Genomic DNA, 23,463 nt, shown 5'->3' on the forward strand with positions numbered 1-23,463 from the left:
GCTCCTCGGCGTGCCCGCCCACCCCGCTCAGCCGGCCGGGCTCGGCAGCCCGATACGGGCGCGAACCCCCGGCGAGTAGTGCACGAGCGGGTCACCGCCGACGCCCGGCAGGCCGTCCGCCGCGAGAAGCGCCCCGACGTCGACCCGTGCCTGGGCGCGCCGCAGCGGCCACGGCTCGTGCTCGACGCCGACGCGCCAGAGCCGGCCCAGCCGGCGCGTGTACGCCGCCCAGCGGCCGGTGAGGAAGTCCGTCAGCGGGTCCGGTGACAGCGGCGCGCCGAGCGTGACGTCGGCCCGCATCCCGGCCGCGCCACGACCGCGGTGACTGAGTACCCGCACCCGGTCGGTGCCCGCCAGGATCCGCGGCTGGGCGAAACGGTAGGGCAGCCCGACGGCCCGCAGGGCGGCGACCACCGGCAGCCGGGGGCACTCCAGGGACAAGAACCACAGCCCGTCGGAGCCGTCGGGCGCACGCACGTAGGTGCGGACGTTGACCTCCGGGAAGTGAGACAGGTGGGGCACGGCGGGCCCGAAGGCGGGCCGGACCTGCATGCGCAGCGGGGTGACCGTCACCCAGGCCGCACCCTCGACGACGTCGAGGACCAGGCCCGGCGGCAGCAGCGGCGAGAGCACCGGCGGCGCCACCGGCCAGTGCAGGAACACCACGTGGTCCCAGCGCTGGTGACTCACGGCGGCCCGGACGGGCCGGTCGGGGCGTCGGCCGGACATGGGCACCACATCCTTCGGGCCTGGTGCTCCTCGTGCGGTCCGAGGAATGCCTCGTGATACTGGCACGATGCCGAGGTCATCGCCCGCCGGATCGACGTTGCCCCGCCTCTCGTTCGCCGACACGGCCAGGGTGGCTGCCGGGGTGTTCGGCCCGATCCTCGCGCAGGGCGTCATCGTGCGGCGCCCGGCCGTCGTCGGGCTGGCCGAGCGGCTCGACACGCACCGGCAGGCTGCCCGCATCCTCGGCGACCTCCGCGAGCGGTACGGCCGCGGACCCGTGCTGCTGGCGATCCCTGGCCGGGACCTCGCCGTCGTGCTCGACCCCGACGACGCGGCGCGCGTCCTCGAGGAGTCCCCGCACCCCTTCACGCCGGCGAACCGGGAGAAGGTCACGGCGCTGCGGCACTTCGAGCCGCACGGCGTGCTCATCTCCGACGCGGAGCACCGGATGATCCGGCGGCCGTGGAACGAAGAGGTGCTGGACCACCGCGAGGAGCTGCACCGTCTGCACCAGCACGTCGTCCGCGTGGTGCGGGAGGAAGTGGCAGGACTGGAGGGCCTCCCGGTTCTCGACTGGGACGCCCAGGCGGCGGCGTTCTGGCGCGTGGTGCGGCGCGTGGTCCTCGGCGACGCCGCACGCGACGACCACGAGCTCACCGACCTCATGGTCGACCTGCGGGCACAGGCGAACTGGGCGTTCCTCCGACCGCGCAGCACCCGCCGGCTCCGTCGCCTCGGCGAGCTCCTGCGGCGCCACGTCGCCGAGGCCCCGCCGGAGAGCCTGGCCGCCGTCGTCGCCCGCACGCCCGGTCTGCCGGGCACCGCGCCGCTGGGCCAGATGCCTCAGTGGCTGTTCGCCTTCGACGCCGCCGGGATCGCGACCCATCGCGCCCTGGCCCTGCTCGCCGCGCACCCCCAGGTGCTGGCGCAGGTCCGCGCGGAGGACCCGTCCGCGCATCGCGGACTGCGTCCGACGGCGCGGGCCACGGTGCTCGAGTCGCTCCGGCTCTGGCCGACCACGTTGACCATCCTCCGCGACGGCGTGGCCGAGACCGACTGGTCCGGCCGCACCGCGCCGGCCGGCACGGGCTTCGCGATCGTCTCGAGCTACTTCCATCGCGACGCCGGCCGGCTGGCGTGGGCGGACGCCTTCGCGCCCGAGATCTGGCAGGACGACCGCGCGCAGACCTCCCGCGCGATCGTCCCGTTCAGTGCCGGGCCGGCCCGTTGCCCCGGCCGCACCCTGGTGCTGGACGTGACCAGCGAGCTGCTTGCCGCGACCGTGGGCCGGTTCGACGTCACGGCCGTGCCGCCGGTGCGGGTCCGGACCGGCGGTCCCGTGCCGCGCACGCTGGCGCACACCGGCCTGAGGTTCCGGCTCACGCCGGGCGCCTGAGTCCGGACGCCGCACCGGTCATATGCGGTTGCGGACCGGTGAACGCACGTTTACCATGGTGAACATGCGTTCACAGGAGGAGCTCGGTGGCACTCGGGGTCGCATCCTCGAGGCGGCGATCGAGCGCTTCGGCCGCGACGGTTTCGGCGCGAGCGTGCGGGCCATCGCGGCGGACGCCGGCGTGAGCGCCGCACTCGTCATCAAGCTCTTCGGGTCCAAGGAGGCCCTGCACGAGGAGTGCGACGAGCAGGTGCTCGCCGCCGTCCGGGACGCCAAGCGCTCGACGATCAGCAGCGCGAGCCTGAGCACGACGTTCCTGAACAACCTTGCGCTCATCGACGAGTACCAGCCGATCCTGCGGTACTGCCTGCGCAGCTTCATGACCGGTGGCACGGTTGCCCGGCACCTCATCGACCACATGGTCGCGGACGCCGTGGAGTACAGCCGCGATGCCGTCGAGGCCGGCATCATCACCCCCAGCCGGGACGAGGAGGCCCGCATCCGCTTCCTGGTCGGCGCTTGGCTCGGCAACGTCATGCTCTCGGTCACCACCGAGGAGCGTGACCTCGGCGAGGTCGGGGCGGATTTCTGGCACCGTCAGTACTTCGACATGGCCTCCCCGATGCTCGAGGTCCTCACCGAGGGCTACTTCACCGACCATTCGATCCTCGACCAGTACCTCCTCTACATCGGCGATCCCCCCGGGGCGGAGGGGCGTCCGGCCTGAGCGCCGGGTGCCCGCGCCGCGCGTGACGCCGGCACGGCGCACGCGTTCCAGTCCCCGACCACGGAAGGTCCACCATGTCCACCAGCTCCACCCGGGCGGCGACGCCCAGCCGCACCGCCACACCCGCCATCGAACTCGCCGGCGTCACCAAGCGCTTCGGCACCGTGACCGCCCTGGACGGCCTGGACCTGCAGGTCGCCCCCGGTGAGGTGCACGGCTTCCTCGGCCCGAACGGGGCCGGCAAGTCCACGACCATCCGCATCCTGCTCGGCATCCTCAAGAAGGACTCCGGCCGGGTCACCATGCTCGGTGCCGACCCCTGGTCGGACGCCGTCGCCCTGCACCGCCGCCTCGCCTACGTGCCCGGTGACGTCGAGCTGTGGCCCAACCTCACCGGCGGGCAGGCCATCGACCTGTTCGCCCGCCTCCGCGGCGGGGTCGACACCGCGAAGCGGGACGAGCTGCTGGACCGGTTCGACCTCGACCCGACCAAGAAGGGGCGGACCTACTCCAAGGGCAACCGGCAGAAGGTCGCGCTCATCTCGGCCCTCGCCAGCGACGTCGAGCTGCTGCTGCTCGACGAGCCCACCGCGGGTCTGGACCCGCTCATGGAGGCGGTCTTCCAGCGGTGCATCCGCGAGGCGAAGGCCGAGGGCCGCACCGTGCTGCTCTCCAGCCACATCCTCGCCCAGGTGGAGGTGCTCGCGGACCGGATCTCCATCGTCCGGCAGGGCAAGATCGTCGAGACCGGCACGCTGGCGGACCTGCGCCACCTCACGCGGACCACCGTCACCGCCGTCACCGACGAGCCGGTCAACGGCCTGGCGGAGATGAGCGGCGTGCACGGCCTCCACCAGGAGGGCGACCACGTGCGCTTCGACGTCGACGGCGCGGCGCTCCCCGCCGCCATGCGGGAGCTCTCCGCCCGCGGCGTCACCTCCCTCACGGCGACGCCGCCCACGCTGGAGCAGCTGCTGCTGCGCCACTACGGCGACGAGATCGACGGGAGCACCCCGTGAGCGCCGCGACCGCCGCCCCGCACCGTCCGGCGACGACCCGCCGCGCGGGCCGCGGTGGCGGAACCCTGACCGGGACCGGGACCCTCCTGCGGTTCATGCTCCGCCGGGACCGGATCCGCTTCCCGGCCTGGGCACTGAGCATGACCGCGATGGGCGCCTACTTCGGCAACCTCCTGCCGGAGGTCTGGACGCCGCAGACCCTGGAAGAGTTCACCGTGACGTTCGCCAACAGCCCCATGGCGGCGCTGCTCGGCGGACCCGGCTACGGCTTCGACGACATCACCCTGCCCCGGTTCATGGTCGACCTGTACGGCCTGTACCTGCTGCTCGCGGCCGCGCTGATGACCATCCTCACCATCTCCCGGCACACCCGCGTCGAGGAGCAGTCCGGCCGGGCGGAGCTCGTCCGCGGCAACGTGGTGGGCCGGCACGCCCAGCTGACCGCGGCCGTCATCATGGCCGTGCTGCTCAGCCTCGTCACCGGGCTGCTGGTCGGCGCGGTGCTGACCGCCTCACGGATGGCGCCGGACCCGGCCGGGGCGTTCCTGTTCGGCATGGCGTTCGCCGCGGTGGGCCTGTCCTTCGCGGGCGTGACCGCCATGACGGTGCAGCTCTCGGCCTTCTCCCGTGCCGCCTCCGGCATGGCGGGTGCGGCGCTGGGAGCCGCGTACCTGCTCCGCGCGCTCGGCGACATGTCCGAGAGCGCCGACGGTTCGCTCGGCTGGCTCTCCTGGCTCTCCCCGATCGGGTGGGCGCAGCAGACCGCTCCGTTCACCCTCGACCGCTGGTGGCCGCTGGGGCTCTGCGTGGGCTTCGCCGCCGTGACGACGGCGGTGGCCTACTGGCTGGAGTCACGCCGGGACCTCGGTGCAGGCCTGATGGCGTCCCGGACCGGGTCCGCGCGGGCTGCCGGCTGGTTGAGCAGCCCGCTGGCGCTGGCCTTCCGGCTGCAACGGTCCTCGCTCGTCGGCTGGTCGATCGCGCTGGGCGTCAGCGCCCTCGCGTACGGCGCGTTCGCCGACGTCCTGCTCGACAGCTTCGACTCCGCCCCGGACATCGTGCTGACCATGATGGGCGGCGCGGAGAACCTCCTGAACGGGTTCCTCGGCCTCATGGGGCTGATGTACGGGATCATCGTCGCGGTCTTCGCGATCCTGTCGATCCAGTCGCTGCGCGGCGAGGAGTACGGCGTGCGGGCCGAGCCGGTGCTGGCCACCGCGGTCGGCCGTCCGACGTGGCTGCTCGCGTGGACCACCGTGACGGTGCTGGGGTCGCTGTGGCTGCTCCTCGTGGCAGGGCTCGGCGACGCGCTGGGCGCCTCGCTCTCCACCGACAACTGGGAGATCTTCGGTCCCACGCTGCTCGGGCACGTGGTGCACGCCCCGGCCGCCTGGCTGCTGGCCGGCCTGTGCGCGCTGCTCTACGGGGCGGCCCCCCGCCTGCTCGGCCTGGCGTGGGCGGTGTTCGCCTACGGCGCGTTCATGAGCTTCTTCGGGCAGATCCTGGAGATGCCGGAGGCCGCGTTGGATCTCTCCGTGTTCCAGCACATCGGGCAGCACCCGCTCGAGGACGTCTCCTGGGGCGCGGTCGGCGTGCTGAGCGCGATCGCCGCCGGGCTGGTCGCCGCCGGGGCGGCGACGTTCCGGCGTCGGGATCTCGTCACGGCCTGAGCGCCGCCGAACCCCTCCCCGCGGGTAGGACGTCACCCGGCCTGGCGACGGCGGTCTCGGCGGCTTCGATGAAGCGGGTCACGGCCTCACGCTATGCGCTCGGGCCGCGCGGCGGTTGAGGTAGCGCTGCTCGGGGATCGAGGTCGTCAGGCTCGCCGCCCTCGCGAAGTCCGCGGCCGCCTCCGCAGGCCGCCCGGCCATCTCGAGGAGGTGCGCGCGGACGGCCCAGGTGCGGTGATGGCGCCGCATCGACGCGTCCGTGGTCAGCGGATCGACGACGCCGAGACCCGCCTCGGGCCCGTGCGCCATGCCCACGGCGACTGCCCGGTTGAGCGTCACGGCCGGGCCGGGGGCCACCTCCTCGAGCATCCGGTACAGCACGGTGATCTGCAGCCAGTCCGTCTCGGCGGCGGTCGGCGCCTCGGCGTGCACGGCGGCGATGGCCGCCTGCAGCTGGAACGCCCCGACCCTGCCGTGCGGCAGCACCTCCTCGACGAGCCGCACGCCCTCCTCGATGGCGGCGCGGTCCCAGCGCGACCGGTCCTGCTCTTCCAGCGGCACGAGGTCACCGTGCTCGTCGGTGCGGGTCGCCGACCGGGCGTCGGTGAGCAGCATGAGCGCGAGCGCCCCGGCGACCTCGTCGTCCTCCGGGACCAGCGTGCGAAGCTGCCGGGTGAGCCGGATCGCCTCGCGGGTGAGGGCGACGTCGACGAGCTGCGGCCCGCCGCTGGCGGTGTGGCCCTCCGTGAACAGCAGATAGAGCACCTCCAGGACCGCGGCGAGCCGGTCGGGCAGGTCGCCGGGAGCCGGCAGCTCGAACCTGGCCCCCGCACGCCGCAGGGTCGCCTTCGCCCGACTGATGCGCTGGGCCATCGTCGACTCCGGGACGAGGAAGACCGCGGCGACCTGCGCCGTCGTGAGGCCGACGACCGAGCGGAGCGTGAGGGCCACCTGGGACGGCGGGGTCAGGGCCGGGTGGCAGCACAGCAGGAGCAGCCGGAGCGTGTCGTCGCCGGCGGGATCGCCCTCGGTGAGGGGCGCGTCGGCAGCCGGTGCGAGCTCGGCATCGTCGGGCCGCGCGACGCCGACGGCCTCCTCGCGGGCGGCGCGGGCCGACTCGCTGCGGAGGTGGTCGACCAGACGCCGGGACGCCACGCGGATCAGCCAACCGCGCGGGTTGTCCGGGACCCCTTCGGTCGGCCACTGCCGCGCCGCCGCGAAGAGAGCCTCCTGGACGGCGTCCTCCGCGCCGTCGAAGTCGCCGTACCGGCGTACGAGCGCACCGAGGACGTGCGGCGTCTCGCGGCGCCACACGTCCTCGAGCTCGGTGGTCACATCGGGCCCGTCTACTGGTCCTCGCCGCCGGGCCACATGGCGGGGCGCAGCTCGACGGTCTCCCCCGGCCCGGCGAACCTCTCGACGATCTCGTGCGCCCGCTCGGGGCTCTCGACGTCGATGAGGAAGAAGCCCGCGAGATGTTCCTTGGCCTCGGAGTACGGACCGTCGGTGACGACGGCGCTGCCGGCCTCCCAGCGGTACAGGCGCGAGGTGGCGGGGTCGCCGAGCGCCTCGCCGCCGAGCAGCTCGCCGCGCTCGGACATCTCCTGCATGGCGGTCTCGAAGGCTCCGTTGACGCGGTCGCGCTCCTGCGCCGGAAGAGCGAGGTTCTCGGCGACGTAGTCGCCGGTCGGATGACCCCACGGCTGAGGGTTGGAGTGGATGAGGATCACGTACTTCACGAGGGTCTCCCTGATTCGGGATGGTGGCCCGAGGGCCCTGTCACCGGAGACGTCGGAGCGGTCGCCGCCTGCTCGACATCGTTGCCGATCCGGCCCGGGCTCCGGAAGCGTGACCCGTGCGTCCGGCCTTAGGGTCGCGGTGGACGCTTCGTGGAGTCGCTTCGTGAAAGGGGCATGGATGCACACGGTGAGAGCAGTCGTCGCACGGGCCGAGGGCGAACCGGTCGAGCTCACCACGATCAACGTGCCGGACCCGGGTCCCGGCGAGGCGCTCGTGCAGGTGCAGAGCTGCGGTGTGTGCCACACGGACCTGCACTACCGCGAGGGCGGGATCAGCGACGACTTCCCGTTCCTGCTGGGGCACGAGGCCGCCGGCGTGGTCGAGGCGGTCGGCCCGGACGTGACCGGCGTGGCGCCCGGTGACTTCGTGGTCCTCAACTGGCGCGCGGTGTGCGGCGAGTGCCGCGCCTGCAAGCGGGGCGAGCTGCAGTACTGCTTCAACACCCACAACGCCACCCAGAAGATGACCCTCGCCGAGGGGACCGACGCCGGCACGGAGCTCTCCCCCGCGCTCGGGATCGGTGCGTTCGCCGAGAAGACCCTGGTCGCCGCGGGTCAGTGCACCAAGGTCGACCCGTCCGCCCGCCCCGCCGCCGTCGGCCTGCTCGGCTGCGGGGTGATGGCGGGCATCGGCGCGGCCATCAACACCGGCGGGGTCACGCGCGGCAGGTCGGTGGCGGTCATCGGGTGCGGCGGCGTCGGCGTGGCAGCGATCGCGGGAGCCGCGCTGGCCGGCGCCAGCCCGATCATCGCCGTCGACATCGACGCGAAGAAGCTGGAGACGGCGAAGCGGCTCGGGGCCACCCACACGGTGGACTCCTCCCAGGTGGACCCGGTGGAGGAGATCCGGCGGATCGCGGGCGAGACCTACGCGGGTGCCGAGGGCGCCGACGTCGTCATCGAGGCGGTCGGCCGGCCGGAGACCTGGAAGCAGGCGTTCTACGCCCGGGATCTCGCGGGCGTGCTGGTGCTCGTGGGCGTGCCGACACCGGACATGACGGTGCCCGATATGCCCCTCCTCGACCTCTTCGGGCGCGGCGGGGCGCTGAAGTCCAGCTGGTACGGCGACTGCCTGCCCAGCCGCGACTTCCCGATGCTGGTGGACCTCTACCGGCGCGGCCGGCTGGACCTCGACGCGTTCGTCAGCGAGGAGATCGGCATCGGCGACGTCGAGGCGGCGTTCGAGAAGATGCACCGCGGTGACGTCCTGCGCAGCGTGGTGGTGCTCTGATGGGCGGGAGCACAGTGCGCATCGACCACGGCGTCACCGCCGGCACCTTCAGTCTCGACGGCGAGACTCATCAGGTCGACAACAACATCTGGGTGGTCGGCGACGACCGCGAGTGCGTGGTGATCGACGCCCCGCACGACGTCGAGGCCATCCTCGCCGTCGTCGGCGACCGGCAGGTCCGCGCGATCGTGTGCACGCACGCGCACGACGACCACGTCCGCGTGGCGCCCGAGCTCCGGCAGCGGACCGGCGCACCGATCCTGCTGCACCCGGCCGACGAGCCACTCTGGCGGCTCACCCACCCGGAGACCCGGTGGGACCAGGACCTGGCGGACGGCGAGACGGTCGAGGTCGCCGGGACGACGCTGACCGTCCTGCACACGCCGGGCCACGCACCCGGTGCGGTGTGCCTGCACGCGCCGGCGCTCGGCTGCGTGTTCACCGGTGACACGCTGTTCAACGGCGGTCCCGGCGCCACCGGCCGCAGCTACAGCGACCTTCCGACGCTCGAGGCGTCGATCGTGGCGAGGCTGTTCGTGCTGGCGGAGGAGACGGTTGTGCACACCGGGCACGGGGACGACACGACGATCGGCGCCGAGCGGAGCCGCTAGGACGACGGCGTCACTCGGGCACCACCGCTCTGCCAGCCGGACGACGTGGCCGAGCGGACGTGGCCCAGCCGCCGAAATCCCGTTGTCAGGACCGGTCGCACGCGCTGGACTGCTCCGCATGCTCACCCTGGAGGAGATCTGGCCGCCGTACGCGGTGCGCCTGACGTGCGGTGACCTCGAGCTGCGCGTCGTGCGCGAGTCCGACGTCCCGGAGCTCGTGGACCTGGTGCTCGACGGCGTGCACCCGCCCGAGGAGATGCCGTTCTACTTCCCGTGGACGGATGCCCCGCGCGAGGAGCTGCCCGCCAACTATCTGAAGTTCATCTCGGGGCTCAAGGCGAACTTCGACCACAGTTCCCCGTCGCTGGAGTTCGTGGTCCGCCGAGGCGGCGAGGTGGTCGGCATGCAGGGGTTCGGCGGGAAGGACTTCGCGGTCGCCCGCACCGGCGAGACCGGCTCCTGGCTGGCCATGCGCCACCAGGGCCAGGGCGTCGGCACCCGGACGCGGCAGATGATCTGCGCGTTCGCCTTCGACGTGCTCGGCGCGCAGGAGGTCACCTCGGCCGCCTTCGTGGACAACCCCGCCTCGCTCGCGGTGAGCCGGAAGGTCGGCTACCGCGACAACGGCACCAGGCGCCTCAAGAGGCGCGACGAGCTGGCGGTGGTGCAGGACCTCGTGCTCACGCCGTCGGACTTCGTGCGCGGCGAACCGGTGACGGTCGAGGGTGCCGAGCCGCTGCTGGAGTTCCTGGGGCTGACCGGCTGAGAGGCTGACAGCCCACAGGGAGGCGGCTCAGGCGGTCTTGGTCATCCTGGTGAGGATCCGGTTCACGGTCAGCCAGGTGCGCGTCGTCATGTCCTTCCCGAGCGTCCGCTCGAGCCAGACCATGTAGTCCGGGCTCCCGGTCGCCGTCGTGTCCGTGACGGTGAGGATGGCGCGTGCCCCGGCGTCGTACCCGATGACACGCACGCCCTCGAAGCCGGGGTCCGGTACCGTGCCCGGATCGTCGAGCGGACGCTTGAGGAAGGTGACCGTCAGGTAGGTCTCCCGACTGTGCGGCAGATCCCCGAACGGCGCGCGGTCCACGAGCTCCTGGAGCTCGGCCCGGCTGCGCACGATGGTCCCGCCCGGGATGCCGAGGTCCGCGCGGAGCGCGGCCTGGATCCGGTCCTCGAGGGCGGCCGCGTCCTGCGCGTCCGTGGAGAACACGACGTTGCCGCTCGAGATCACCGACGCGACGCCCTCGAAGCCGAGGCGCTCGAGCACGCCGCGCAGCTTCTCGTTGCGCATGTTCGGGTTGGTCGGGCCGATCCCGCGCAGCAGCGCGCAGTACGACGTCATGGCGGAACGGTAGCGGTCCACCAGGCGGCCCGCTTGGATCCGCTCGCGGCCGTCGTGCCAGCATGGCGCCCATGACTGTTCCGACGATCACCCTCAACGACGGCAACTCCATCCCCCAGCTCGGCTACGGCGTCTTCCTCGTCGAGCCGGACGAGACCGAGCGCATCGTCTCGGACGCGCTCGAGGCGGGCTACCGGCACATCGACACCGCCGCGGCCTACCAGAACGAGGAAGGGGTCGGCCGCGCCATCGCGAAGTCCGGCATCCCCCGTGACGAGCTCTGGGTGACCACGAAGCTCTGGAACGACGACCAGGGCACGCAGTCCGCGTTCGACGCGATCGACCGCAGCCTCGAGAAGCTGGGCCTGGAGCAGGTGGACCTGTACCTCATCCACTGGCCGAGCCCGCACCGCGGCAAGTACGTGGAGACCTGGCAGGCGCTCGAGCAGATCAAGGCGGCCGGCAAGACCCGGTCGATCGGCGTCTCGAACTTCCAGCCGCACCACCTGCAGGAGCTCTTCGACGCCTCCGAGACGATCCCGGCGATCAACCAGATCGAGCTGCACCCGAAGCTCGCGCAGCAGGAGGCCCGCGCCTTCGCCGCGAAGCACGGCATCGCGATCGAGTCCTGGGGCCCGCTCGGCCAGGGGAAGTACCCGCTCTTCGAGATGCCCGAGGTCACCTCCGCCGCGGAGGCGCACGGCGTCACGCCGGCTCAGGTGATCATCCGCTGGCACATCCAGAACGACCTCATCGTCTTCCCGAAGACCAACAGCCCGGAGCGGGCCCGGCAGAACTTCGACGTCTTCGGCTTCGAGCTCACGGCGGACGAGATGGCCGCCATCGACGCCCTCGACGACGGCACTCGCGTGGGGCCGGACCCCGACACCGCGACCTTCTGACGGCGCTTCCGACTCGCTCACGGGCCCACCCCGACTGGGGTGGGCCCGTCGCGTTGGGCGACGGCGCGACGTGGCCCGTCGCGCTCCGTCCCGAGGGTGACCACGGATCAGCCTTTGGGCGGATGGCAGGGCGCCCGCAGCCGCCTAACGTCGTGGCTGTGAAGGAAGAGGATCTCCCCATGGAGCGGGGCGCGGCCTGGGGCGTCGGGATAGCCGTCGGGGTGTGCGTGGGCGTCGCGGTGGGTGCCGCGGCGGACAACTTCCTGCTCGGCATCCCTCTGGCCGCCGGCATCAGCGTGGCGCTGGCGAGGATCTTCGGGCCCGCGCGGACGCGGGACTGACCCTCACCCGGCCGGAGTCCTGCCCCGGCCAGGGTGACCGCCCGGCCGCAGCCCGCTCCGAGAATTCCGTTGAACGCCCGCCGCACCCGGCACCACAGTGTCCCTGTGCCGTGAGGAAGCCCGCCCCGACCCGCCGCCACGCGCGGCATCCTCGGCGACCCCACACGGAGAGCTCATGTCCTACGGCACCACCCCTCGCCCCATCTACCAGCACCCCCTGGCGTACCTGCTCGGACTGCACGGCGTCGCCCTCATGCGCGCCTTCGCCGGTGAGCACGACCGCGAGTTCGTCCACGACCGCATCGCCGAGATGCGCCGGCTGCTCGACGCGCCGGACCACCTGGGCGACGGCCACGAGGTCCCGCCGCTGCCCGTGACCCGCGGATACGCGCACTGGGCGCCGCGGTACGACGGCCCGAACGGCTTCTGGGGCTTCGAGGAGCCACTGGTCCGGCCGCTGATGGCGAAGGTCCCGCCGGGCGTGGCGGTCGACGCCGCGTGCGGCACGGGCCGGCACACCGAGTGGCTGGTGGAGCGGGGCCACGAGGTGCACGCGTTCGACCTGTCGCCGGACATGCTGGCGATCGCCCGGCAGAAGGTGCCGGGCGCCCGGTTCGAGCAGGCGGACTTCCGCCGGCTGCCGATGCTGGACGCGTCCGCGGACCTCGTGGTCAACACGCTCGCGCTGTGCCACGTCGAGGACCTCGGGCCGGTGTTCGCCGAGGCCGCCCGCATCCTCAGGCCGGGCGGGCACCTCGTGGTCTCCGACACCCGCAGCCTCTACGTCGGCTCACCGCTCTACCCGCTCATCGAGGGCGCGGACGGCGAGATCGGGTACATCCCCGGCTGGAGCCACGAGACCAGCGACTACCTCCGGGCCGCCCTCGACCACGGCCTCAGCCCCACGTACTGCCACGAGCCGCGCAGCCGGTCCGGCGGCGGCGTCGAGCCGGCCGAACCGGCCGAACCGACCGAGCCGCGGGGGCCGGCCGACGCGAGCGACCGGCCGCCCGACGTCTGGGAGCTGATGACCTGGGCCGCAGCCTCGGCCAACGCCGCCTACGCCGGGCGACCGGTCCTCGTCATCTGGGACTTCGAGCGTCAGTAGACCGCCGGGCAGCCGCTACGCTCAACCATCACCACCGGCACCACGGGACGCCGGGGATCGGCTGGTAGTCGCCGCCGTAGGAGACCACGGTGGCCGGGAGCCAGCCCCAGCCGCTGTCCTGGTACTGCTCATCTCCCTGGGTGTAGAGCCAGATGTCGTTGCGGGCGCCGCCGTGCTGCGGGTTCTCTCCCCCGCGCTGCTGGCACACCACGAAGTTGTTCCCCGCGTACAGGTAGCCCGTGTCCGTGCTGCCGAACCCGACCACGCTGCCCTTCCAGGTCGGGCAGATCGAGGTGTCGTAGGTGGACCCCTGGTAGTCGGTGACGTTGGGCCCGTCCCAGCACGACGCCGTCGCCGTGGCCGCCGAGGCGGTCGCACCGACCGTCGGACTCGCCAGCGCCACCATCCCGGTCACCGTCGCCGCCGCCGTCACCGCGGCCGTCGTCACGAACGTCTTCAGCTTCCTGAGCATCGTCGACCTCCAGATCGTTGTGCTTCCGCTGTCACCGCCGAGTCCAGCCGGTGGAGGTTGCAGGCCGGTTGCAGCGCGGTTGCGCCCGGTGGGCGGCCGGGCTGGCGTGGCCCCGACCGGGCGGGCACGATCGGGTGGTGTGCCGCCGACACCGCCCGCCGAGGCCCCGCTGGAGGTGCAGCTGCTCGGACCGATGACCGTCCTGCGCCGCGGCCGGGACGTGACCCCACGGTCGGGCAAGCAGCGGATCGTGCTGGCGGCGCTGGCGCTGGCGGGCGGGCGACCGGTCTCGACGGACCAGCTCGTCGACGACGTCTGGGGCGAGGAGCCGGTCCCGTCCGCACCACGGACGCTGCGGGTCTACGTCGCCCGGCTGCGTGAGCTGCTCGGCGACGGCGTCATCCTCACCGCGCCCGGCGGGTACCGGCTTGACGGCGCCCGGGTCACCCTCGACGTCGAGGGGTTCGACGCCGACACGGCGGCCGCGGCCGAGGCGGAGGGCGAGGGTGACCTCGAGCGTGCCGTCGAGTCGCTGCGCGCCGCCCGCGCCCGGTGGCGCGGCGAGCCCCTGGTCGACGTGCGGTCACCGGCTCTCCGGGAGTCGCACGTGCCACGACTGACCGAGCGGCGGCTTCAGGCGACCGAGCGGCGGTGCGACCTCGAGATCACGCTGGGCCGGCCGGAGACGGCGGTCGCAGACCTGCGGGACGTCGTCGCCGAAGCCGCGTACCGCGAGCACGCGTGGGCGCTGCTCATGCGGGCGCTGTACTCCGCCGGACGGCAGGCGGAGGCCCTCGACGCCTACCGTCAGGCGGCCGGGATCCTCGTCGAGGACCTGGGGACCGATCCCGGGGAAGAGCTGCGCCGGACCCACCAGGCCGTGCTCACCGGCGAGCTGCCCACCGCTCCCCGCGCACCTGAACCACCTCCGCACCCCGCGACGGAGGTGCCGCACCAGCTCCCGGCGCGGCCCGGCGGTTTCGTGGGCCGCGACGGACAGGTCGACCAGCTGCTCGCCTGGCTCGCCGAGCCGGACGGCACGCCCGTCGTCGTGATCTCCGGCCCACCGGGCGTGGGCAAGTCGGCACTCGCGCTGCGGGCGGCCCACGAGGCCACCGACGCATTCCCCGACGGACAGCTCTTCGTGGACCTGCGCGGCTTCTCTGGCGAGCAGCGCCTCACGGCCGCCGACGCGCTGCCGCGGTTCCTGCGCGCCCTGGGCGTGCCGGGCGAGCGGATCCCGGCCGACGTCGACGAGCAGGCGGCGTTGTACCGCTCGCGGCTCGCCGGCCGCCGGGTCCTCGTGGTGGCGGACAACGCGGGGACGGCCGACGTCGTGCGGCCGCTGCTGCCCGGCGAGTCGGGCTGCGCCGTGCTCGTGACCAGCCGCGACCGGTTCGTGGAGCTCGCCGCGAGCGACGCGGCACGTCTGCTGCCGTTGGACCCGCTGGCCCCGCAGGACTCGGCGCGCGCCCTCGCCGCCCAGATCTCGCACGAGCGGGTCTCGCGCGAGCCCGACGCCGCCGCCCGGCTGGCGCAGGCCTGCGGCGGGCTGCCCGTGGCGCTGCGGATCGCCGGAGCGACCCTCGCGGCCCGTCCTCACCTCGGGCTGGAGGACTACCTCGCGGAGCTGCAGGCGGACGAGAACCGGCGGTGGGAGGGTGTGGACCGGGCGCCCGTGGCCGCGGCGTTCGCGAGCTCCTGCGCGACACTGGCTCCTGAGGTTCGGCGGGCCTTCCGGCTGCTGGGCCTCGTCCCGGGACCGGACTTCACCGTCGACGCCGTCGAGGCGCTCACCGGCCGGCAGGACGGGCGTCCGGTCGTCGCGGCGCTGACCAGAGCGAGCCTGGCCGAGGAGCACGCGCCGGGCCGCTTCCACCTGCACGACCTCGTCCGCGCCTACGCCCGGCACCGCGCCGAGCAGGAGGACGAGGACCGGGACGAGGCACGGAGCAGGTTGTTCGACTGGTACGTCACGATGACCGACGCGGCGCTGCTCCCGCACTTCGCCTACCGCTACCGCCTACCGCGCCCCGAGCCGTCGGACGACCTGGTCGAGGCCGTCGGCCCGAGATGGGTGGACGCGGAGCTGCCCAACATCGTGGCCGCTGCGGTCGACTGCCGGGAGCGGGCCGACCTGAAGCATCTCTGGCACCTGGCCGACGCACCCCGCAGCTACCTGGTGAGCACCGGCCACCACAAGGAGTGGGCTCGGCTGCTCGAGCTCGCGGTGCCGGTGGCCGAGGAACGCGGCACCGAGCAGGTGCTCGGCGCCCTCCGGGTGAACGAGGCGCATCTGTGCCACGTCCGCGGCGACCACGACCGTGCCGCCCGGCTCACCGAGGAGGCGCAGGCCCTGTTCGCCGCGGCGGGTGACCTCGGAGGAGAGGCGACGGCGTGGAACAACCTCTGCCACTGGCTCACGAGCCTCGGACGGCCCGCGGAGGCACTCCGGGCGGCCGAGCGGACCCGTGAGCTGCGGTATCGGTTCGCCGGTCCGCCTGCCCTGCTGACCACCGTCGAGACGCTGATCCGCACGAAGGTGCCGCTCGGCGAGCTGCACTCGGCGCTCTTCGACATCGACGAGGCCCGGAACCTCGCCGAGAAGGTGGACGACGGGCTTCGCCGGGCGTACTGCGAGGCCACCGCCTCGCTCGTGCACCGCCGGCTCGGGCGTCTGCGGGAGGCGATCGACGCGAATCGCCGTGCGGCCGCCGCCCTCGCGGCCGCCGGGGACGACCTCGGAGACGCGGACATCCGTGCCGACCTGTCACGGTGCCTCGTCGACGCCGGGGACTACCCGGCCGCCCGGGACGAGGCCGAGCGGTCCCTGGCGCTCGTGCGGGCGCACGACCTGCCGAACGCCGGGATCGAGGCGCGGCTCACGTTGGCGGAGATCGACCTGCGCACCGGCGCGGCCGCCCGCGCCGCCCATGACCTGACGGAGCTCGCCCAGCTCGCGGCCACGCTGGGCCGGCCACGGATCGAGGTGCGGGCACTCACGCTGCAGGCGTCGGCGCACGTGTCCTGCTCCGACGGCGCGGCGGCGCTCGCGGCCGCGGAGCGGGCCCGCTCGCTCGCCACGGACCGTGGGCTGTGGCTCGGGCGGGACTCGGCGCTCACCGCCGTCACGGCAGCGCTGCTGTCCCTCGGCCGCGCCGCCGAGGCGCTGGAGACCGGGTCGGAGGCTCTGGACCGGCACCGCGGCACCGGCTACCGGCTGCGCGAGGCACGCACCGCGTGCCTGCTCGGCGACGCCCACGCGGACCAGGGCGACCGGCGCGCGGCCGAGCAGCACTGGCGGGACGCCTACGAGGTCTACGCCGCGATCGGCACCGCGGAGGTCGACGAGGCCGCGCGGCGTCTCGGCCGGGGCCAGGACCTCTCGCGGTAGGCGACAACCCTCGGGAGGCCGGGCAGACTCCGCCCGGGGTGCTCAGGTCTGGCGGCTCACGTCGGACGCGCCGGGCGCTGCATCTGCGCGGCCAGCCGCTCCGGCGCCTGCAGGCAGAAGGAGTCCACGAGCATCTCGGCGAGCTCGTCCCAGTCGGTGCCCTCGTCCAGGACGATCCCGACGACGTTCGCTCCCCAGTCCGTCTTGAAGTACGGCTCGCCCATCTGCCGGAACGCCTCGACCTCGTCCGGCTCGGCGCGGAAGGTGATCCGGAACAGCCCGTCCTCACCACCGAAGACGTGCGCGACCGTCGCCTGCCGCACCCGCCAGCGCACGCCGACCCACGCGTCCTCCTCCCGGCACTGCGGGAGCCGCTCGAAGACCGCGGCCAGGCGCTCGATCCACTCCAGGGGCACGTCCGGTCGCTCGGGCACGGTCGTAGTGTGCTACGCGGCGCCGACACGCTTGGCGTCACGGCGCGAGCACGGTTTGCTGGTCCCGTGCGAGCGGGGCGCTTCTTCGACCTGGACGACGGCGGACCGCTGCGGCTGGAGCTGCGCAGCATCGATGGGCACGACTTCACGCTGCTGCGACAGTTCGGCTACCGCACGCGTGGGTACGACGAGCCGTTCGTGGTCCCGGCCGATCTGGCGGGCTTCGCCACGGACCTGGCGTCCGTGCCCGGCGTCTTCACGTGGCTCGTGCCCCGCAGCGGCGACTTCCTGCCCGCCGCGATCCTGCACGACGCTCTGGTGGACGGGGCGCACCGCGGGCCCCGGGTGGACCGCGTCGAGGCAGACCGGCTGTTCCGCACGGCCATGGCGGGGCTCGGCACCGGGCGGGTGCGGGCCTGGCTCATGTGGGCGGCCGTCTCGACCGCGACCATGTGGCACACCGGGCGGCTCGCCGTCCGCGTTGCGCTCGTCGGGCTCGTCGGCGTCGTCGTCGCCATCGGGGCGCTCGCCACGCTCGATCTGCTCGACGTGTGGAACCACCTGCCCTGGATGGGCCGGCGGAGCCTGCCCGCCGAGCTGCTCGGCGGCGCCGCGGCGGCCGTGGCGATCCCCACCGTGCTCTCGTTCTCCTGGGGTCGGCTGTGGCGGGCGGGCGCCATCGTCGGCGTCGCGCTCGCCCTGCTGCTGCACGTCACCGTCGCCGTCGCGCTGCTCTTCGGCGTCTACCGCCTGCTGGAGCGTCTGGTCAGCGGCCCTGCCGACCGTTCCGGGCGCCGCGTGCGTGACCGGGTGGACCGCGCCGGGACCTGACCACGGTCCACCGAGGGGTGGAGCCGGAATGTCCTCCTCTCGGGGGATGCCAGGGGTTCGTGCCGTCACTAGCGTGACGGTCATGTCCGAGAAGGCGCCCGTTCCTGCGGGCTCCGAGTGGGGCGTCGGCATCGCGCTCGGCGTCGGGGTGGGCGTCGCCCTGGGCGTCGCCGTGGACAACCTCGCGCTCGGCCTCGTCATCGGCGTCGCGCTGGGGGCCGCGATGGCCGGCTCGTTCGGTGCGGCCTTCCGCTCGGGGCGGGGCCGTGGGGGTCCGGGCAGCACGGACGGCGGCAACTCGGGGCCTGACGAACGCCCGCCGCGCTGACCCGCCGGGGCTCCCCGCCTGACCCGGTCCGTCAGGGCAGGCTTGGTCCCATGACGGGCACAACCTCGACGCGTCCCCGCACGGTCCTTCAGCTCCCGCTGGACCTGGTGCGGGGCTTCCTCATCGGGCTCGCCGAGCTGGTCCCCGGGGTCTCGGGTGGCACCATCGCGCTGGTCACCGGCGTCTACGAGCAGCTCATCGGCTCCGCCTCGCACGTGCTCGCCGCCGTTCGGCGCCTCGTCACCGGGCCGGACCGGCGCGCCGGAGTCGCCACGGAGCTGCGCCGCACGGACTGGCGCCTCGTCGTCCCGGTGCTGCTCGGCATGGCGACGGCGGTCCTCACCGTGGCGGGCACGATGGAGCATCTCGTCACCGAGAACCCGGAGCATGCCCGGGGGCTGTTCCTCGGGCTCGTCGCCGCGAGTCTCGCGGTGCCGATCCGCCTCCTGCCGCCGATCGAGCGACCCGGGGCGGGCGTCGTTCGTGACGTCCTGATCGTTCTCGTGGCCGCGGCCGTCGCCTTCTGGCTGGTGGGCCTGGCCGACGGCGCCGCCGTCGCCAACCCGTCGATGCCGGTGGTGTTCCTCGCGGCGTGCGTGGCGATCTGCGCCCTGGTGCTCCCAGGTGTCTCGGGCTCGTTCTTCCTGCTCGCCGTCGGGCTGTACGCGCCCACGATGCAGGCCGTGGACGAGCGTGACCTCGGCTACGTGGCGGTGTTCGGCGCCGGCGCCGTGGTGGGGATGGCCTCGATCGTGCGCGTGCTGCGCCACCTGCTCACCCACCGGCGCCGGGTCACGCTGCTGGCGATGACCGGGCTCATGCTCGGCTCGTTGCGTGCCCTGTGGCCGTGGCAGTCCGGCTCCGGCAGCGAACCCGGCGACCTCGTCGCGCCCTACGCCCCGGTAGGCGGCCCGGGGCTGCTCGTCCTGGTGGGTGCCGTCGTCGTGATCGCGATGATCGTCCTCGAGGACGCGGTGGCGAGGCGGCACGCGGCGTGAGTCACCGGTCGCGGGACCACCGGGCCATCCACCGGTAGTGGCCTCCCGCGGCGACGGCGAGCACCAGCAGCCCGATGAGCATCCCGGCGGTCCCGCCGGCAAGCTGGCCCCCGCGCACGATCCCGACGGCTCCCCACACGAGCGCCGTGGCGGCCAGGACGACGGCGAGGCGGGGCGCGTACCGCCGCGCGAGCGACGCGGGGAGCCGGGCGGCCACCGGCACGCCTGCCGCGAGCGCGGACGCGGCGTGCACCACGAGCAGGCAGGCAGCGCCGAGGAGGCTCCACGGGGTCCACGGCTCGGTCACGGTGAGCGCCCACAGACCCACGAGGTAGACGACGAGCAGCGTCGGGAGACCGGAGTGCGGGTGCGCCGCGGCGAGCAGCCCCAGCAGCGGGGCGACGACCATCAGCCACGGGTCCCAGGTCACGCCGCCCGCGAGCGCCAGGGCGAGGGCGAACACGACGGTCGCCACGACGACGGCCGCACGGACGATGAGCTGCGCGCGTGTGGCGGCCAGCAGCTCCTCCCACTGCTCCTTCACGTGCGCCCCACCGCCGTCCGGCCGCGGCGGACCAGCCCGCGCAGCACGAGGTCGAGGCTTCCCGGCCCGGCCCACGGCACCACGGGGACGCCCATCTGCTGGATGCGCCGGACCTCCCGTTCACGTTCGAGCATCCGGATGCGCCAGGCGAGCTGGTCGAGCGGGTCCCAGTCCGCCGGCAGCGCGAAGCCCTCGCCCAGCACGTCCACGACCACGACCGTCAGGCCGCCGCGGGCCAGGGCCGCCACCTGCGCCAGGGCCGCCGGCGAGACCAGCGCGGAGACCATGACCACGAGCGCGCCGTCACCGAGCCCGAGCCGGAACCGGCGCGGGAGGTCGGCCGGGCGGGCGCCGGCGCTGACCCGGCTGAGCACGTCCCGCACCCGGCGGCCCTGCCGCATGCCGGTGCCGGGGCGCAGCCGCAGCGGGGTGGTGCCCGAGGCGACCTGGAGGCTGACCCTGTCGCCCTGGCGGACGAAGTGCTCCGCGAGGGCCGCGGCCGCGCGCACGGACCGGTCCAGCGAGCTCGCCGCCCCGGTGAGGCCTTCGGAGCGGCCCACGTCGATGTGTGCGTCGACGAGCAGGGCCAGATGCGTGTCCTGGTCCGCGTAGCTGGTGGTCACGTGCAGCTCGCGGGACCGCAACGAGCGGGCCCAGTGGATCCGCTTGAGCCGGTCGCCCCACTGGAACGGCCGGACGGAGGCGAACTCGGTCCCTTCCCCCGGCCGGAGCGAGCGGTGCTGACCGACCAGACCGCGCGGGTGCGGCGCGGGGGCGGTGAGCTCGAAGGCCGCAGGCGTCGGGAGCACCCGGACCAGGCGCTCGGGCAGTGGCACCGGGCCCCAGCGGAACGCGGCCCACGGTGTGCAGGCGCCGACGAGCAGCGGCCCGACCTGGTGCCGGCCCCACCGCTGCGGGTCCGCACCGGTGGGGATGCGGATCTCGCCGCGCGCGACGTCGTCGGTGTCCAGGAGCCGGGCCTGCGCGCCGTGGCGCGGCCGGCGCGTGATCCACGGTGCCGGCGCGAGGGAGGTGCTGACGAGCTCGGTACCCTCCGTCGTGCTCACGCGCACCACCACCGCCTGCCGGTCGCCCTCGGTGACCACGCCGCGCGCGAGGCGCGCCCGGGCGGTCGGCCGTCCGTGCGGCCTGGTGACCACGGACCACACCGCCACCACCGCCAGCGGGGTGACGAGGACGAGCAGGTCGGGCCGCTGGAGCAGCACGCACAGGACCGCGCCCAGCCCAGCGGCGAGGACCGCTCGGACGTGGGCGTGGGTGACGACCCATCGGTTCTCCGCACGGCCCTCGGCGGTGACCTCCCCGGGGGAGGTGAGGTCCGCCGTCGTCATGGGCGGCCTGCGGCGGCCTCGCGGGCGGCCGGGACGGGCACCTGCCCCAGCACCGAGTCGACGACGGCGGCGCCGGTCACGTCGGACATCCACAGCTCGGGCCTGAGGACGATGCGGTGGTCCAGCACGGCGTGGGCGACCGCCTTGACGTCCTCGGGGACGATGAACGACCGGCCCTGCACGACGGCGTGCGCACGGGCCACCAGGACCAGCGCGAGCGATCCGCGCGGCGACGCGCCGACCTGGACGGCCTGGTGCTGCCGGGTGGCGCCGGCGAGGGCGACGCAGTACGCGGTGATGTCCTCCTCGACCGGGACGGTCTCGACCGCCCGCTGCATGGCGAGCAGCCCGTCGGCGTCCGTGACGGCGTCGAGGTGGATGTCCTCCTGCCGCCGGGCCAGGCGGCGCAGCAGGACGTCCCGCTCCTCCTCCTCGGTCGGGTAGCCGAAGGAGAGTCGCAGCAGGAACCGGTCGAGCTGGGCCTCGGGCAGCGGGTAGGTGCCCTCGTACTCGACGGGGTTGGCGGTCGCGAGCACGTGGAAGGGGCGGGGCAACGGGAAGGTCTGGCCCTCGACGGTGACCTGGTGCTCCTGCATCGCCTCGAGGAGCGCGGACTGGGTCTTCGGCGGGGTGCGGTTGATCTCGTCCGCCAGCAGCAGCCCGGTGAACAGCGGTCCGTCACGGAACTCGAACGTGCCGGAGGCCTGGTTGTAGACGAACGCGCCGGTCAGGTCCGCGGGCAGCAGGTCCGGGGTGAACTGGGCGCGGGCGAAGTCCAGGCCGAGGGTCTGCGCGAAGGACCGTGCGGCGAGGGTCTTGCCGAGTCCGGGCAGGTCCTCCAGGAGCACGTGGCCGCCGGCCAGCAGGGCGGCGAGCAGCAGCGTCAGCGGTTCACGCTTGCCGACGACGGCCTGCTCGACACGGTCCAGGACGGCGTTCGCCCGGCGGGTCGCCTCCTCGACGCTCGTCTCCTGGTGCGGCTCGGGTGTGGTCGTCACAGCTCCTCGATTCGTCGGACGACGTCGGACAGTCGCCGCCTGCCGACCGGCTCGGTGCCGTGGGGCTCGGTGGCGAGGTAGGCGTACAGGCCGGGGTGGACGGCGGCGCGGACGGCCGCCGGATCGGCGGGGTCGACGCCCCGGGCCGCGAGGCGTTCGGCGGTGAGCTCGCGCAGCAGGTCGTGGACCGCGTCCGGACGGTCGTCCCGTTCGACGGTGTCCCGCAGCAGGTGGCGGATGCGTCCGAGCCGGTGGTCGAGACCGGCGCGTGCGGGGGGCGGCGGCACGTCCCGGGCGCCGAACCAGGAGGCGGGCACGAGCTGGTCGAAGGCCTCCGTGAGTGCCCACGCCGTCAGGAAGGTGACCAGGCCGATCAGGACCGAGGTCAGCAGCCCGGCCTGCCAGGGCGCGGGCATGACGCCGACCTGCCAGAGGACGACGAAGAGCACGCCCGTGGCCCCGGCGGCGACGAGCACGCGGCGCGGCCAGGAGGTCATGCGGGTACCTCGCTGGCCCGGCCGAGGATCGCGCCGTGGATGCGCTCGAGTGCAGCGACGGCCCGGGCGCGGTCGGCCTCGGCGACGGGTTGCCGGGAGAACCGTGCGGTCCGGTAGAGGTCGGCGAGCTCGGCGATCGTCGCGGCGTCGACCTGCCAGTGCGCGAGCACCCGGGCCGTGAACTCGTCCGCCGTCTCGGCGGGGTCGCGCGTCAGGCCCGCACCCTCGGCGGCGTCCTCCAGCGCGACCCAGCAGGCCACGATGGCGTTGCGTGGGTCGCCGGCGGCGGCACGCCGCTGCGCGTCGGTTCCGGTGGCCCGCAGCAGGAGGTCGGCGTCGACCTCCTCGTCGTCGGGGAGGGTCGTGTCCACCTGGCGCCGGCGCCACCAACGCCACAGCCGCCAGGCGAGCAGGAGCGCGACGGCGGCGATCAGCAGGCCGGCAGCACCGGCGACGAGGTCCCACCGCACGACGACGTCCGCGCCGGGCCCCTCGACCGTGGGTGGCGGCGCCGTGGCGGTCGCGTCGCCGGTCGGTAGCCCGGTGGGCAGCTCCGGCGGCGTGCGGTCCTCCGCGTCGGCGTACGGGTCGAGGACGGCGACCCGACCGCTGGAGGACCAGACCAGGACGAGGAGCACCAGCGCGGTCAGCACCGCGGCGGCCACGCCTCGTCGTCGCATGGACAAAGCCTACGGAGGGGTGCGGCCGGACCGAGGTGCCCCGCACCCCGGCGGGCAGCC

The 23,463-nt window shown here is 73.9% G+C and carries 25 protein-coding genes; 14 read left to right on the forward strand and 11 right to left on the reverse strand.

What is annotated here, in order from left to right; all coding sequences use genetic code 11:
- Positions 1-27: 27 nt before the first annotated feature.
- Positions 28-729: a YqjF family protein gene (locus tag ACFQQL_RS00905; RefSeq protein WP_382390309.1), complete on the reverse strand. Its 702-nt coding sequence runs from the start codon at positions 727-729 to the stop codon at positions 28-30.
- Between the two features lie 67 nt (positions 730-796).
- Here ACFQQL_RS00905 and ACFQQL_RS00910 point away from each other — a divergent pair, with 67 nt between their 5' ends.
- The 4 genes from ACFQQL_RS00910 to ACFQQL_RS00925 all read left to right on the forward strand — a co-directional run bounded on the left by ACFQQL_RS00910 (position 797) and on the right by ACFQQL_RS00925 (position 5,541).
- Positions 797-2,125, forward strand: a complete 1,329-nt coding sequence (locus ACFQQL_RS00910) for a cytochrome P450 (protein ID WP_382390311.1) — start codon at positions 797-799, stop codon at positions 2,123-2,125.
- Positions 2,126-2,189: 64 nt separating this feature from the next.
- A complete protein-coding gene (locus ACFQQL_RS00915) occupies positions 2,190-2,852 on the forward strand; it encodes a TetR/AcrR family transcriptional regulator (protein ID WP_382390313.1) in 663 nt (220 codons plus the stop codon).
- 74 nt (positions 2,853-2,926) lie between these two features.
- Positions 2,927-3,871, forward strand: a complete 945-nt coding sequence (locus tag ACFQQL_RS00920) for an ABC transporter ATP-binding protein (protein ID WP_382390315.1) — start codon at positions 2,927-2,929, stop codon at positions 3,869-3,871.
- Positions 3,868-5,541 carry an ABC transporter permease gene (locus tag ACFQQL_RS00925; protein WP_382390317.1) on the forward strand — a complete coding sequence of 558 codons (1,674 nt, stop codon included), beginning with the start codon at positions 3,868-3,870 and terminating at the stop codon, positions 5,539-5,541. Before ACFQQL_RS00920 ends, ACFQQL_RS00925 begins: the two co-directional genes overlap by 4 nt.
- Positions 5,542-5,619: 78 nt before the next feature.
- Here the strand turns inward: ACFQQL_RS00925 and ACFQQL_RS00930 are convergent, their stop codons facing one another.
- Entirely contained in the window at positions 5,620-6,876 is a 1,257-nt protein-coding gene (locus ACFQQL_RS00930; RefSeq protein ID WP_382390319.1) for an RNA polymerase sigma factor, read from the reverse strand.
- A gap of 11 nt (positions 6,877-6,887) precedes the next feature.
- On the reverse strand, positions 6,888-7,280 hold the full coding sequence (locus ACFQQL_RS00935) for a YciI family protein (RefSeq protein WP_382390321.1): 393 nt from the start codon (positions 7,278-7,280) through the stop codon (positions 6,888-6,890).
- Between the two features lie 178 nt (positions 7,281-7,458).
- On the opposite strand from ACFQQL_RS00935, the gene ACFQQL_RS00940 reads away from it, so the two are divergent.
- From ACFQQL_RS00940 to ACFQQL_RS00950, 3 genes are all read left to right on the forward strand, one after another.
- Positions 7,459-8,571, forward strand: a complete 1,113-nt coding sequence (locus ACFQQL_RS00940) for an S-(hydroxymethyl)mycothiol dehydrogenase (protein WP_382390323.1) — start codon at positions 7,459-7,461, stop codon at positions 8,569-8,571.
- Positions 8,571-9,182 carry an MBL fold metallo-hydrolase gene (locus ACFQQL_RS00945; protein WP_382390325.1) on the forward strand — a complete coding sequence of 204 codons (612 nt, stop codon included), beginning with the start codon at positions 8,571-8,573 and terminating at the stop codon, positions 9,180-9,182. The genes ACFQQL_RS00940 and ACFQQL_RS00945 overlap by 1 nt, the downstream gene beginning before the upstream one ends.
- 118 nt (positions 9,183-9,300) lie before the next feature.
- Entirely contained in the window at positions 9,301-9,948 is a 648-nt protein-coding gene (locus ACFQQL_RS00950) for a GNAT family N-acetyltransferase (protein WP_382390327.1), read from the forward strand.
- Between the two features lie 27 nt (positions 9,949-9,975).
- Here ACFQQL_RS00950 and ACFQQL_RS00955 read toward each other — a convergent pair whose 3' ends face one another.
- On the reverse strand, positions 9,976-10,524 hold the full coding sequence (locus tag ACFQQL_RS00955) for a DUF1697 domain-containing protein (protein WP_382390329.1): 549 nt from the start codon (positions 10,522-10,524) through the stop codon (positions 9,976-9,978).
- Positions 10,525-10,595: 71 nt separating this feature from the next.
- On the opposite strand from ACFQQL_RS00955, the gene ACFQQL_RS00960 reads away from it, so the two are divergent.
- The 3 genes from ACFQQL_RS00960 to ACFQQL_RS00970 all read left to right on the forward strand — a co-directional run bounded on the left by ACFQQL_RS00960 (position 10,596) and on the right by ACFQQL_RS00970 (position 12,875).
- The gene (locus ACFQQL_RS00960) at positions 10,596-11,426 is read left to right on the forward strand and encodes an aldo/keto reductase (RefSeq protein ID WP_382390331.1); all 831 of its coding nucleotides are present in this window, start codon (positions 10,596-10,598) and stop codon (positions 11,424-11,426) included.
- A 158-nt stretch (positions 11,427-11,584) separates the two neighbouring features.
- Positions 11,585-11,767: a hypothetical protein gene (locus ACFQQL_RS00965; protein ID WP_382390333.1), complete on the forward strand. Its 183-nt coding sequence runs from the start codon at positions 11,585-11,587 to the stop codon at positions 11,765-11,767.
- A gap of 175 nt (positions 11,768-11,942) precedes the next feature.
- Entirely contained in the window at positions 11,943-12,875 is a 933-nt protein-coding gene (locus ACFQQL_RS00970; protein WP_382390335.1) for a class I SAM-dependent DNA methyltransferase, read from the forward strand.
- A gap of 28 nt (positions 12,876-12,903) precedes the next feature.
- Here ACFQQL_RS00970 and ACFQQL_RS00975 read toward each other — a convergent pair whose 3' ends face one another.
- Positions 12,904-13,347: a hypothetical protein gene (locus ACFQQL_RS00975; protein ID WP_382390337.1), complete on the reverse strand. Its 444-nt coding sequence runs from the start codon at positions 13,345-13,347 to the stop codon at positions 12,904-12,906.
- A 139-nt stretch (positions 13,348-13,486) separates the two neighbouring features.
- Between ACFQQL_RS00975 and ACFQQL_RS00980 the strand changes: the two genes are divergently transcribed.
- The gene (locus tag ACFQQL_RS00980; protein WP_382390339.1) at positions 13,487-16,741 is read left to right on the forward strand and encodes an AfsR/SARP family transcriptional regulator; all 3,255 of its coding nucleotides are present in this window, start codon (positions 13,487-13,489) and stop codon (positions 16,739-16,741) included.
- 56 nt (positions 16,742-16,797) lie between these two features.
- On the opposite strand, the gene ACFQQL_RS00985 is transcribed toward ACFQQL_RS00980, so the two are convergent.
- Positions 16,798-17,175, reverse strand: a complete 378-nt coding sequence (locus ACFQQL_RS00985) for an MmcQ/YjbR family DNA-binding protein (RefSeq protein WP_382390341.1) — start codon at positions 17,173-17,175, stop codon at positions 16,798-16,800.
- 66 nt (positions 17,176-17,241) lie between these two features.
- Between ACFQQL_RS00985 and ACFQQL_RS00990 the strand changes: the two genes are divergently transcribed.
- The 3 genes from ACFQQL_RS00990 (at position 17,242) to ACFQQL_RS01000 (ending at position 19,332) form a co-directional block, all read left to right on the forward strand.
- The gene (locus ACFQQL_RS00990; protein WP_382390343.1) at positions 17,242-18,006 is read left to right on the forward strand and encodes a DUF1353 domain-containing protein; all 765 of its coding nucleotides are present in this window, start codon (positions 17,242-17,244) and stop codon (positions 18,004-18,006) included.
- Between the two features lie 82 nt (positions 18,007-18,088).
- Positions 18,089-18,334, forward strand: coding sequence for a glycine zipper domain-containing protein (locus ACFQQL_RS00995; RefSeq protein ID WP_382390345.1), 246 nt, complete (start codon positions 18,089-18,091; stop codon positions 18,332-18,334).
- A 50-nt stretch (positions 18,335-18,384) separates the two neighbouring features.
- Positions 18,385-19,332 (forward strand): DUF368 domain-containing protein, encoded by a 948-nt coding sequence (locus tag ACFQQL_RS01000; protein ID WP_382390347.1) that lies wholly within the window; start codon positions 18,385-18,387, stop codon positions 19,330-19,332.
- Between the two features lies 1 nt (position 19,333).
- Here the strand turns inward: ACFQQL_RS01000 and ACFQQL_RS01005 are convergent, their stop codons facing one another.
- The 5 genes from ACFQQL_RS01005 to ACFQQL_RS01025 are packed head-to-tail and all read right to left on the reverse strand — an operon-like array spanning position 19,334 to position 23,403.
- Complete coding sequence (locus tag ACFQQL_RS01005; protein WP_382390349.1) at positions 19,334-19,876, reverse strand: hypothetical protein; 543 nt, start codon at positions 19,874-19,876, stop codon at positions 19,334-19,336.
- Positions 19,873-21,228 (reverse strand): DUF58 domain-containing protein, encoded by a 1,356-nt coding sequence (locus ACFQQL_RS01010; protein WP_382390351.1) that lies wholly within the window; start codon positions 21,226-21,228, stop codon positions 19,873-19,875. The genes ACFQQL_RS01005 and ACFQQL_RS01010 overlap by 4 nt, the downstream gene beginning before the upstream one ends.
- Positions 21,225-22,226: an AAA family ATPase gene (locus tag ACFQQL_RS01015; RefSeq protein WP_382390353.1), complete on the reverse strand. Its 1,002-nt coding sequence runs from the start codon at positions 22,224-22,226 to the stop codon at positions 21,225-21,227. The genes ACFQQL_RS01010 and ACFQQL_RS01015 overlap by 4 nt, the downstream gene beginning before the upstream one ends.
- Positions 22,223-22,723 carry a hypothetical protein gene (locus ACFQQL_RS01020; RefSeq protein WP_382390355.1) on the reverse strand — a complete coding sequence of 167 codons (501 nt, stop codon included), beginning with the start codon at positions 22,721-22,723 and terminating at the stop codon, positions 22,223-22,225. The genes ACFQQL_RS01015 and ACFQQL_RS01020 overlap by 4 nt, the downstream gene beginning before the upstream one ends.
- A complete protein-coding gene (locus ACFQQL_RS01025; RefSeq protein ID WP_382390357.1) occupies positions 22,720-23,403 on the reverse strand; it encodes a DUF4129 domain-containing protein in 684 nt (227 codons plus the stop codon). The genes ACFQQL_RS01020 and ACFQQL_RS01025 overlap by 4 nt, the downstream gene beginning before the upstream one ends.
- Positions 23,404-23,463: the final 60 nt, after the last annotated feature.

It is taken from the genome of Georgenia alba, from assembly GCF_042665525.1.
Taxonomy (GTDB): domain Bacteria; phylum Actinomycetota; class Actinomycetes; order Actinomycetales; family Actinomycetaceae; genus Allobogoriella; species Allobogoriella alba.